This window comes from Algoriphagus sp. (genome assembly GCF_029254265.1).
Taxonomy (GTDB): Bacteria; Bacteroidota; Bacteroidia; order Cytophagales; family Cyclobacteriaceae; genus Algoriphagus.
The window spans coordinates 1-11,858 of the sequence record NZ_JAQWXX010000023.1 but is presented as its reverse complement, the minus strand read 5'-3'; the positions used below and the strand labels follow the sequence as shown (position 1 = coordinate 11,858).

At 40.0% G+C, this 11,858-nt stretch carries 10 protein-coding genes; 1 reads left to right on the top strand and 9 read right to left on the bottom strand.

What is annotated here, in order from left to right:
- Positions 1–10: 10 nt before the first annotated feature.
- From P8O16_RS02265 to P8O16_RS02250, 4 genes are all read right to left on the bottom strand, one after another.
- Positions 11–2,401, bottom strand: coding sequence for a hypothetical protein (locus P8O16_RS02265; protein WP_300310431.1), 2,391 nt, complete (start codon positions 2,399–2,401; stop codon positions 11–13).
- A 106-nt stretch (positions 2,402–2,507) separates the two neighbouring features.
- Positions 2,508–3,095, bottom strand: coding sequence for a hypothetical protein (locus tag P8O16_RS02260; protein ID WP_300310429.1), 588 nt, complete (start codon positions 3,093–3,095; stop codon positions 2,508–2,510).
- 57 nt (positions 3,096–3,152) lie between these two features.
- A complete protein-coding gene (locus tag P8O16_RS02255; protein WP_300310427.1) occupies positions 3,153–3,524 on the bottom strand; it encodes a hypothetical protein in 372 nt (123 codons plus the stop codon).
- A 61-nt stretch (positions 3,525–3,585) separates the two neighbouring features.
- Entirely contained in the window at positions 3,586–4,158 is a 573-nt protein-coding gene (locus tag P8O16_RS02250) for a TlpA disulfide reductase family protein (protein WP_300310487.1), read from the bottom strand.
- A gap of 243 nt (positions 4,159–4,401) precedes the next feature.
- Here P8O16_RS02250 and P8O16_RS02245 point away from each other — a divergent pair, with 243 nt between their 5' ends.
- The gene (locus tag P8O16_RS02245; protein WP_300310425.1) at positions 4,402–6,648 is read left to right on the top strand and encodes a Tex family protein; all 2,247 of its coding nucleotides are present in this window, start codon (positions 4,402–4,404) and stop codon (positions 6,646–6,648) included.
- A gap of 176 nt (positions 6,649–6,824) precedes the next feature.
- On the opposite strand, the gene P8O16_RS02240 is transcribed toward P8O16_RS02245, so the two are convergent.
- From P8O16_RS02240 to P8O16_RS02220, 5 genes are all read right to left on the bottom strand, one after another.
- Positions 6,825–7,574 carry a CHAD domain-containing protein gene (locus P8O16_RS02240; RefSeq protein ID WP_300310422.1) on the bottom strand — a complete coding sequence of 250 codons (750 nt, stop codon included), beginning with the start codon at positions 7,572–7,574 and terminating at the stop codon, positions 6,825–6,827.
- 145 nt (positions 7,575–7,719) lie between these two features.
- Positions 7,720–8,541, bottom strand: coding sequence for a non-homologous end-joining DNA ligase (gene ligD, locus P8O16_RS02235; protein WP_300310420.1), 822 nt, complete (start codon positions 8,539–8,541; stop codon positions 7,720–7,722).
- The gene (locus P8O16_RS02230) at positions 8,538–9,131 is read right to left on the bottom strand and encodes a DNA polymerase ligase N-terminal domain-containing protein (RefSeq protein ID WP_300310417.1); all 594 of its coding nucleotides are present in this window, start codon (positions 9,129–9,131) and stop codon (positions 8,538–8,540) included. The genes ligD and P8O16_RS02230 overlap by 4 nt, the downstream gene beginning before the upstream one ends.
- Positions 9,132–9,145: 14 nt before the next feature.
- Positions 9,146–10,444, bottom strand: coding sequence for an erythromycin esterase family protein (locus tag P8O16_RS02225; RefSeq protein ID WP_300310415.1), 1,299 nt, complete (start codon positions 10,442–10,444; stop codon positions 9,146–9,148).
- A 596-nt stretch (positions 10,445–11,040) separates the two neighbouring features.
- Entirely contained in the window at positions 11,041–11,727 is a 687-nt protein-coding gene (locus tag P8O16_RS02220; protein WP_300310413.1) for a hypothetical protein, read from the bottom strand.
- Positions 11,728–11,858: the final 131 nt, after the last annotated feature.

Genomic DNA, 11,858 nt, shown 5'->3' with positions numbered 1-11,858 from the left:
ATAGAGCCAATTAGGCGAGTAATTCACGGTATTTTAAAATTGAATAAATATCCTGCCTGACGGAGTTTTTCACGATAAGGAAGCCACTGTTATCTCGATCCAAAATGCCAATATTCAGTAGTTTTCGCACAGTAGGCTTATACTCCAACTCATAGCGATCTGTAAATAAGTTTTTAAGCTCTAGATCACTGCAATAACCAAAGAGCAGGCAGTTTTTTAGAATCAACATTTCTTTGGTCGAAAGAAAGTCATTTAAGTGTGTTTCTTTTTCGGTGAAACGGATTGAACTGTCGGGTTCAATATCTGTGCAGAAAATCCAAGCTTGCAACACCGCTCCAATATTGTAGTCAAATTTCTTAGCTAGCCAGGCTATTTTTTTTCGAAGTTGTGGCTCGTACATCAAAGTATCCTCTTTTTCAAAAATAGCTCGATGAGATGCACCGTGTCTGAGCATGACTGCTTTGTAGATTTCCTCAAGGGTGGCTGTATTCGTATCTAGAATATTGGTGAATGCTTGAGAAAATGGCATTCGTGTGTCCAGATGCAATCGAAGAGAATTAGTTATCCCGACAATGACAAAGACCTTTGAGGCATTGGAACTGATAAAATCTATTAGAGCAGTAGCATTTGCTATAAGGGAAGAATCCTTGTCCCGCCAGAGATGAAGATCATCTATGACTAGAATAGGTTTGGTATTGCTGATAGATCGCTTTACAAAATTTAGAGCTTCTCCCAGATCCTTGCTGGTCTTGAGTTTTCTTCCTTCAATACTAATATCTCCACCCGGCACCAAATAATGGACATCCTTGGACTTGAAAAGGTGGGTTCCAAATTCCAATAAAGTGGATTTACCACTCAGCGGATCTCCCAGCACTACTAACGATCTATTTTGGCCTTTTTTCCAAAAGTCAACCACTTTCTCCAACGCTTCTTCCTGACTACTTCGTTTGACCAAAAAGAGGTCACCGATGAAATTCTTGTTTAGGAAAAGGGAATGGTAATGATCAGGAGTTTCCTTTTCATTTCTGGTCTCAAGGATTTCCAATGCGATTTCAAGCTTCTGATGCGGTGTTTTTTCCTTGACATCCTTGACTTGTTTGCCCACACTTTTGAACAGCTGAGAGATTTTAGCTGTGATCAAACTTAGATTCCCCTGTTTATTATTGGTTAATCTGTTGAAATTATTTTGAAGTGGTACTTTGAGGTATTCATCTTGGGTAAAGACTTCAGTTACTTTGAATTTCTTTCCAAGTTCAGTCTCAATATGTGCTACGAGTTCTTTACTATTCGAAATATCAGTGTTCTGCTCCTGCAAAATGGAATCTAGAGAGGCGGTCTCAGCATTAAAACCATTATGGTTTTGGGTTTTTTTAGCCACGAGAAGACTGCTTTTGATCTGTGTAACCACATGCATCATATGCGAAAAAGTAGCTTCCTGACCATCCCAAAGATCGATTAAGTAGGGCAAGATCTCGTAATCCATCCATTTTTGGATAGTTTTTCTGAAGTCAATTTTTTTCAAAATCAGAAACCCTTCCTGAGAATTTACAGGGATAGAAAGTGAAGGGAGCTTATTGACCGAGTCTTCGAGATTTCGCATGGTACTTTCAGAACGGATCTCTTGACCTATACCCAAATTGATCAGCTCATCAAAAGATTTAATGGTTTGATCAAGGGTTTCTTTATCAGTAATCCCTTTGAGGTATTCTAGGCATTTTTCAACCTTATTAGCAAAAAGGTCATTGATTTTGAGGACATCGCCTCGCATTTGAATAACTAGTTCGCTGATCTGTCGAAATTGCGCGATGGTTTGTTCAAGCCGATTATCATTGAGGTCTATTTCTTTTAGCTGTTCCGAAAGCATTTCAAACTGCGCCTGATAGGTTTTCCAGGGATTTGAGAAATGCTTAACTGATTCTAATTTCCGCTTCAGAACTTCAGGTTTGGCCTGCATGGTTTCTCGCTCCAACCTAAAGTAATTCAGGCATTTCTCAGATTCTGTGGTCAGAAGTAGTTTTGACTCTTCAAAGTGTGTAATCACTTCTGCTTCGGATACCAAGTTTTCCAAAGCACGAAGTTTTGCAATACTGAGTTGAAGCAGGATGTCACGTACTAATAAGAATACTGTCTTGAACCGATCAGGAAATGAAAAATGAAGCAGGTAGAGATCAGGGTCTGTTACCTCCGAGTTTAAACCCACTATTTCTAGGGTTTTCTCGCCAGTTTGACAATAAGCATCCAGTAATTTTGCGCCATCGCTGCAGAGATAGGTGTAAAGTTGTGTGGGAGAATTTTGGGTTGCCACACCGCTATTGAAACTGTGAAATTCTTCCAGAAAGGAATCCACGACCTCATTTTTATCTACACTAGCTTCCTTTACCTTTGGGTTGTTTTCGCTCATAGGGACTGAAAAGATGGTTCAAATTAAAAGAAAAAAGAAGTTATAACCCCCCAATAGCTTGAGGATTGGCTTTTTTTTCTTTCGAACTGGGAAATAAGAGCTAAAATCAGTTTCTAGGAGGAGTAATCATGATGTGTGCGCGGTGAGTTCCCGGATCCATTATCCAAGGCATCCCAGGTGCATAGGCTTTAAGTGGAAGTCCTGTAGATTCGGAAGTGGCCCAAGGGATGTAGACTACATATCTCAAATAAGTGTCTTTCACATCTCCTGTTTGGGGATTGTAATTTTCAGCTTCAGCAGTCAAAACATAAAGAGTAGACCCATCTTTTGGAAGTTTTAGCTTTCCACTTTTTCCTTCCGACTCTCTAGTGTTAAAAATTTCCTGAAAGCCTTTTCCTTCTTTTTTCAATTGACGGCCTCGCTCCATAAATGGTTCGGCGCTGTCGTGATAGCAAGCCACACTAAAACCTTTACCAGCAGGATCATCTGTGATACATATCAAGTCATTAGTCCCTTTGCGAAGTACGGTCCATTCTCCTGATGAGGTATATCCATAAATCATCGCACCATCTTTCTTTTCATCTGGTGCTGCCATCAATGCGGTTTTGATCTGGATAGCGGAGGATGGGATTTCTTGTGCAAAAGAAGTGAAGCTAGCAAGTAGCAAAATCGAAAATCCGAGTAAATTTTTCATGGCTATGGGTTTTGAATCCCTTTAATTTAGCGGATTTAGCTGAAAAAATTCAATTTTTCATATCAAGCCTTTTTCACCATAAAGCATTACCCCATGACTAATCATTTTAAAAAACTCATTTTGAAGCTCATAATCAAGTTTTTTAAAATGGAAACAACTTTTGCCTTTGAGGCATTTTTTCATCGCTGGGGAAATCCATTCGAATTCCTCAGGATTCGTGTAAATCGGAAAAAAATAGAATCGAACATCCTTTGGTTTTGGGATGATGGACGCAAAGTATAAGCCTGAAACAAGCTGTTTTCCTTGCATAGTTTCTTTGGTTCCTGCCACCTCGAAAAGCCTAGCTTCGTTTTTTCTTACCTGAAGGGGTGGGCAAAGAGTTAGAAGATTTTTTTCAAGAAATGCTCTGAGCTGGATTAAATCTTCCATGAGTTATTTGGTTTTTGATTTCCAAATAGCTCATTTTTTTGAGTTTTAATCTAATTAGGGCTTACAGATTTTTTAAAAAATCCCGAAATTCATCGGAGTTGAAATTGCTCATTCCTTCTTGGTAAAAAACGATTTTACCCTCCGGGCTGACTACCAAGGTGGTGGGGATAGACTGACTTTGAAGCGAAGAATTCAACCCAAAACTGGCATGAGCAGTGGGGAAAGTCCAACTTTTTCCGTCGAGGAAATTTCTGCTTTTCTCAATGTCATTATCCAATCCTACCAAGAGAAATTCAATATTCGGTTCATTTTCCAATGATTTATACAATTCGGAAATATGCGGCATCTCTGCACGGCAAGGTCCACACCAAGAAGCCCAAAGATTAATAAATAGCGTTTTACCTCGGTAAGATTCCAGCAAAATTTCATTTCCGTCAAAGTCTAAAAATCTACCTCGATAATTAAAATCTTGATTTGATAAATCCACAAGCTCCAGCTTTGGTTTGATCAATCCTGTCGAAAGTAAAACCGATTGGATGGCCCCTTGAACCACAGGAAGAAGTCCTGTGAAATATAAAAAGGCAAACAAGCTGAGGATCAAGCCCCAAGATTTAATTTCTTTTTTCCAATCTATTTTCATCTGTGATTTACGATTTACAAGGTAAAAGCGAATTTTTTAGGTTTCTAGGAATCTCTAAGGCTTCGTTTTCAACGAGGATATTCAAATTTTATAATTTTAAAATCTTACAATCTTTCAATTTTTAATATCACAAATTTACCTGCACATTTTCAAAGCCTTAGTGACAGGAAGTACATTTCTCGTTTTTCGATTCAAAATGAGGCTTAACTTGCGGTTCAATTTTACTTTATAGTACCCATGAATTACGAGTTACAGATTGCCCAAGAATTGCAAATTCGCCCAAATCAAGTCAAAGCTACGCTAGAATTATTGGATGGTGGAGGTACGGTGCCTTTTATCTCCAGATATCGAAAGGAAGCTACAGGAGAGTTGGATGAGGTGCAAGTGGCGGGAATCCGTGATCGGGTGGAGCAGTTGCGAGAATTGGATAAACGAAAGGAAGCAATTCTCAAATCTATACAGGAACAAGGGAAACTAACTCCCGAGCTGGAGGGCAAAGTGAAGGGAGCAGAAACCATGTCCAAGCTGGAAGATATCTATTTGCCATACAAGCCAAAGCGACGAACCAAAGGGATGATTGCGCGGGAAAAAGGATTGGAGCCTTTGGCTGAATTAATTTTCTCCCAAAAATCCATTGATCTGGAATCTGAAGCCAGCAATTATTTGGATGCTGAAAAGGAGGTCAATTCTATCGAGGAGGCACTTCAAGGAGCTCGGGATATCATTGCAGAGTGGGTAAATGAAAACGCTGAATTGCGTGAAAAGATGAGAAAACTCTTCTTGACCGAAGGGAATTTTACTTCCAGAGTAATTCCTGGAAAAGAAGCAGAAGCGATCAAATACAAGGATTATTTCGAATGGACTGAACCGATCAAAACGGCTCCCTCGCATCGGGTATTGGCCATGCGAAGAGGGGAGAAGGAGCTTTTTCTACTATTGGACACTGTCCCGGAAGAAGCTGCAGCAATCCATTTGATGGAAAAGGAAATCTTACAAGATTCCTCAAACAGCTCTGCAGATCAAGTTAGATTGGCGATCAAAGATGCTTACAAGAGACTACTCAAGCCAAGTATGGAAACTGAAGTTCGGCTTATTACTAAGAAAAAAGCAGACGAAGAAGCAATCAAAGTTTTTACAGAGAACCTCAAGCAGTTATTGCTTGGCGCTCCGTTGGGAGAAAAGTCAGTGATGGCAATTGATCCGGGATTCCGTACAGGTTGTAAGCTAGTTTGTCTAGGTCCTCAGGGACAGTTTCTACATTATGAGGCGATTTATCCTCATGAACCTCAACGAAAAACAGCTGAGGCTGGAATGACAGTAAAAGGCCTAGCAGAGAAATTTAATATTCAGGCTATTGCAATTGGAAATGGAACAGCAGGTCGGGAAACTGAGGCTTTTGTCAAGCGTCTTAATTTGCCTAAGTCAGTTATCGTCACAATGGTGAATGAGGCAGGAGCATCGATTTATTCCGCATCTGATGTGGCGAGAGAAGAATTTCCTGATTTGGATCTGACTGTAAGAGGGGCAGTTTCGATTGGTAGAAGACTCATGGATCCCCTTGCAGAGCTTGTGAAAATTGACCCAAAATCTATAGGTGTGGGACAATACCAACACGATGTAGACCAAAATGCTTTGAAAAATGCCTTGGATGATACTGTGATCTCTGCGGTAAATGGAGTAGGGGTGGACTTGAATACTGCTTCAAAACAATTGCTGACTTACGTGTCTGGACTTGGACCAGTCTTAGCTCAAAATATAGTGGACTTCAGAAATGAAAATGGACCTTTTGCCAGCCGCGCTCAATTGAAAAAAGTACCCCGATTGGGTGAAAAGGCATTTGAGCAAGCTGCGGGATTCCTTCGAATCAATCATGCCAAACAACTTCTAGATCGATCAGCTGTGCATCCGGAGCGCTATGCACTGGTGGCCCAAATGGCGAAAGATGTCAATGCTTCGGTGGAGGAATTGATGAGCTCGGAGGAATTACGAAATAAAATCTCGCTTAATAAGTATGTTTCCGATACGGTAGGTTTACCCACACTTCAGGATATCCTGGCGGAATTAGCCAAGCCAGGGAGAGATCCTAGAGCGAATTTTGAAGTTTTTGCTTTCGAGGAAAGCGTCAATAGTATGTCGGACTTGAAAGTAGGAATGAAGCTTCCTGGTGTGGTTACCAATATCACAGCCTTTGGTGCATTTGTGGATGTGGGAGTTCATCAGGACGGATTGGTTCACTTGAGTCATTTGGCGGACCGATTCATTAAAGATCCAAATGAGGTCGTATCAGTAAATCAGAAAGTGCAGGTTACCGTCATGGAGGTAGATATTGCCCGGAAGCGGATTGGGCTGAGTATGAAGGCCGATCCATTTGCGGAGCGTAGCAAAAAGATGGAAAAAAAGCCAGATGTCAAAACTCAGCCAAAAGAATCTGAAGGCTCGATGGCCGACAAGCTGGCGATGCTGAAAGGGAAGTTTGGTGGCTAGGAAACCGGGAGGCTATATAAAAAAGCAGTCTTTTGAATGTTTTGACGATTTTACTTGATTAAAATAGATTGCTTTATACCTACAAGAAGTTGGCGATTTAGGAGGACAAGAAACTCTCTTGAATCGTTGCTTTTGGGGTGGCGCTATTATACATGCAGGACATCTTAAAGCCTCTTTCATTTCCGCTTCTTTATCAAGCTTTTGACCAATTTATTAAAACGTCTTTTTTCTTCTTCTTTTAACTTAAAAACATATTCAGCTGTCTTGAGAGGTAAAGGTTTTCTAGAAAGAAAATGAATCGCGGAATAAGTGTCGTGCCAATCGCCCAGCCTCTTTTGCAGCTTCGTAATTTCCGCTTCATTCAAGTCAATTTTATTTTGAATTTTTTTTGGCAAGGCATTATATACATAAACCAGTTTCTTTATTTTTTTTCGGTATTCATGCAGGCCTTCTCTGTCTATGTTCTGGAGTATTTCGTTTGTTTTTTTCTGCTCCTTTTTAAAGTACTTAATGATTCTTTTTTTTCGCCACCGTATTTCAGGAAAACAAATTCCCCCTTTAAAATCCTTTACAAGCTTGATATATCCTGAACCATTTTCAATAAACTCTTGAGTGAGAATATTTTTTTCCTTCTTCAACTGAGTAATAAGTCTTTTGGGAGGTTGGGGAGCTGAACTCAATAGTTGAATGTTTAGATGCATTTCCCTTATTTCTCCTGCTTCACCAAATAGAGGCTTAAGCTTAGCAGCATCATATTTTTCTTTATTCATATACTCAGCAAAGGAAAATAAGGCTTTTATTTTTTTTAGGTCTATCCTGATACGGTGGAGACTTTCGGGATTTTGGTCTGTTATAAAGGCAGAAAGATTCTGTTCCAGAGAATCAAGGAGATCAAAAAGATAATTATTGAATAAACTATTTTCCATTAACCTGTTGTCTCTGATATTGATTAAGGCATGATTAGTCTACCTTGCTTGGATTAGTTTGGCTTAGAAGCCTGTTCGGTATAAAGTGAATTTACTTTTGCTCCGGGGAATTTACGGAATAAAAAACCGCTTGAGTTTGGAGATACTACATGGATTGATCTGTATGCTCCAAGCGTCTGAAAAGATTTGCAATAGTATACTGATCTGGTTTTTTGATTTTTGACAATTCATCCCAGTCCAAAGGCGTTGCCACCCCGCAAGAGGATATGGGGCGAAGTGAATAAGGACAAACTGAGGTCTGACCATATGCATTTCGGAGGTAATCAATGAAAACTTTATTCTCTCTTTTGTTTTTCCGGATAGCGGTGGTCAGAATATCGGGATATTTTTCTTCCATTTTATCCGCAAGTGCTTTCGCTTCTTCCCTGCGCTCATCGAAGTTTTTGTCGCGCCTTATGGGATACCAGATATGAAACCCGATTTTTCCTGTCGTCATCAACTTTGGTTCTTTGCCCTCTTTACGAAGAAATTCCCCGATTTTTTCAGCGGCATCCTTTACGCTTTCAAAAGAATCTTTTGGTGGATCTAGATCAAAAACCACTTTATCGGGCTTATGTAAATCGTCCTTTTTCGCCAACCAGATATGGAAAGTCACTGTGCCCAGATTTGCTAAATAAATAAGGGTTTTTTTGTTATTGCAGATCACCTGGGTATTGCTTCCTTCTTCTGTTTTTATTGTAACGGTTTCGACATAATCAGGGAAATAATCCCCGGCGTTTTTTTGGTAAAAGCCTTCCTTATCAATACCGTCTGGGAAGCGCTGAAGTGTCAATGGTCGGTCTTTTAGAAAAGGCAACATTCTATCAGCGACCTTATCGTAGTATTTCACCATGTCCAGCTTGGTGATTTTCTTATCCGGAAAAATTAATTTGTCTGGATTCGATATTTCAATTTCTTCGATTTTCATTTGGGTTTTTCCTTTTTTATTTCTTCCAGGCTACGTCCTGTTTTCACGCTTTTCGTTTCCGTATTGACAGGATTTCGACGTGCATCTGCCTTATCGTCATCCATTTTTATCAGTAGCCAGTTTCCTTCCATATTGCCACTCTTCATTTTGATAAGGGCGTAACCGCCTTTCAGCTTTTCTCCTTTCAGGTAAATTTCTACCGTTCCATTTTCGTATGATTTTTTGAGCGAGATTGGCTTACCCTTTTCGTCTTCCGCGATGTTATCGAAAGTTCCCCTATCCCAAATCATCACCGTTCCTCCTCCATATTGTCCTTCAGGGATCATCCCTTCAAAGTCTGCGTATTCCAAAGGATGGTCTTCGGTGGGAACAGCTAATCTCTTTTCATGGGGATCTGTACTCGGGCCCTTAGGGACAGACCAAGATTTCAGTGTTCCGTCTATTTCAATTCTGAAGTCATAATGGAGATGGCTGGCATCGTGTTTTTGGATCACGAAAATAGGCTCGTTCGTTTTGCCTTTTCCCTTATCCCCAAATGGCTCATTTGTTTTACTGAAATCACGTTTTTCTTTATATTCTTTATTTCTCATAACAAGGCTTTTGATTAAACCCCAAATGGGAAAGTTTCAGGAGTCATTGCTGACTCCACAGAAATATCAATTTGATGCAATGCCTGCGTTTCGTTGAGGAACAGAAAATGATCGTATCGCTCCGGAATAACTGTCGGAACATAGTTTCCATACCGTTCAAGCTTTGGATTATAGACTACACCCACTGCACGATGGGCAATTCTTCTTTGTAGTGCAGCATTTGACTTCAGGTCTTCACAATTTATGTGGAATTGTTCTCCTGCCTGGTGACACAAATCTTCCCAACTGTTTTCAGGAGCGATCGGTAAGTACATTTTTTCTGCAGGTGCTCCCCAAGATCTTCCAGCCAAAACACTTCCATGATAACTTCCAAAGCCAATCAGTGAGACATTATTTTTTCCATATTCCTTACGGCCAAGTTCCCCTATGTTATACAAACCTTGGTCCCCCATGTCTGTGTAGGAAGCATCTCCAATATGCGTGTTATGCGCCCAAACGATTCCTTTCGCAGCTTTTCCGTGAAACTCCATCAGCCGGTCTAAGGTGTCCATCATGTGTTTGTCACGCATGTTCCATGTAGACGCACTCCCAGATGCCATGATCCGGTAATAGTTTTCGGCATTTTTGATGACTATCGCATTCTGTTGGGTGCTAAAAGCATGCTCTCGATCTGTATTATAATTTGGCGCATTCCTTCTGATTTGAGAGAGCAGTTGGCTTACTTCTTCACTACATCCCTTGGGTACCAATCTTGTTGACATTGCATATTTCTGTCCGTCTCCTTCTCCAAAAGGTTCGAAACATCGCATTGCTGTGGTAGCGGTCTCAAAAGCGGCTTGATCTTCTTTTTTCAGATAATCCATAATGGCCTCAAGTGATTCCCAGAGGCTATAGACATCTAATCCATAAAAGCCTTTTCGTTTATTCAAGGGAAAACCTTTATTAAAATGCCTAAGCCATTCCGCCCATTCGTACACCTCCCAGTTCGCCCACATCCAAGAGGGCCATCTTTCAAATTTCTTGAATACTTTTCCGGTCGCTACTTCGGCATCAGCGTAATTTTTTACGTGGCGGTTGAGTTCATAACATGGAGGCCAATCTCCTTCCACGGCTACGAAGTCAAACCCATGTTCCTCCATCAATATTTTCGAAATTCTAGCCCTCCATTTGTAATATTCATGCGTACCATGTGAAGCCTCGCCAATCATTACAATCCTTTTGTCTTTTATTTCCTGGATTAAGGGTTGTAAATCTTCCGTGTTTTTAAAGTCATTTTTGTGTTTTTGCAGGGTTGCAATAATTGAATCTTTCATTGCCGTATGTTTAAAAATTATGCGAATGTTTTTAAAAATTCTAAACCAAATGTTAGGCTGCTTTGCGGCTAGCCTTCCCACTAAGAAATCAAGCCTGAGGGACATATTTCTTAGGTTTTGTGTGTACCCAATATTGGAATCGCGTATTAAAGTTACCAAATAATTCCGGAGGATGAAAAGGCTGAACCGAAGTATTCTGGCATCCGGTCCTGTTGACTTGGTGAAGGATCTTAGTAAGAAGCAATTCGTGTCCTGAAAAAATGATTACTTCTTCCTTACTATTCACTTACTTTTTAAAAAATAAAAAGGATGGGGATTGGATAACTATGTCCTAACGATAAAAAATGACATCCAAAACATCTCAGGAAGGATTTATAAATTATAAAAAATCTAACTTTTGAGGATACCGGGAATCTAACATCCCATTTTTAAACCTACTTCCTGCATAAATAAAAGACTTAAAACCCGACTCAATCCCCATAAGAACCTCTCCGGTTCTCCCGATACGCTTCGCTATCGGGACAGGCAGTGCAACAGCGTCCCGCATAGCTATCGGGATCATTGTTCGTGCTACGCACGCAACGAAAACCTAGTTGTTATGGTGCGTTTTTTATTCTGTTTTTCTTAATGTCAAAATATGTAGCAAAGTCTGTAACTGGATTCCCATTTTCATCAAATCTTACGATGATTTTATCACCAATGATTGTCAATGTATCAGGAATGAAATCATTACTATATCGTTTGTCTTCAAAGATTATTTTGTTGTCTATAATATGGTAATTCCCTTTATAGAAATCTTCATTAAACATATTTGAAGAAACCATTTCAAATTTCTTATCAGCTCTTAGTGTCAAATGAATTGCAGATAAATCGTCCATCAGGGTCGCTTCCAATATTTTTTTGCTTTTAAACACCTCTGAATTTATCAGTTCTGATGTCGAAATGATTCCTAAAATTAAAATCCCGATTAGAATGCCCTTTCGATTTTTATAAGTTATTGACAAAACGAAAAACACAAAAAAGGCAATTCCTAAAAGCATTAAAGGAATTACAGCAAAAAACCATATTTTTTCCCAAAGGTAGTCTTGCAGGAAATAGGTTGTCAAAAAAAGAGTCCCTGTCCCTAATGTAAATAAATGATATTTCGTGTTTTTGTCTGTCATATTAAAATGCACCATAACGTTTTGCATATGGCTTGTGGCGGTTTCGAAGAACTTTCCTGTCCAATGAAACCAAAGCTGGCTACGAAGCGAAAACCTTGCTGGCAGTCGTTCTCCCGCCATAAGCTATATGCTTTGTGTGTGCCCAGCATGGGCATCTGGTATCGAAGATACCAAATTATTCCAGAGGGTGGAAGTCCCTTGCAGGCGAGTTGGTGAAGCCTGTTAGTAAGCCGTGCCGATAGCTATCGGCA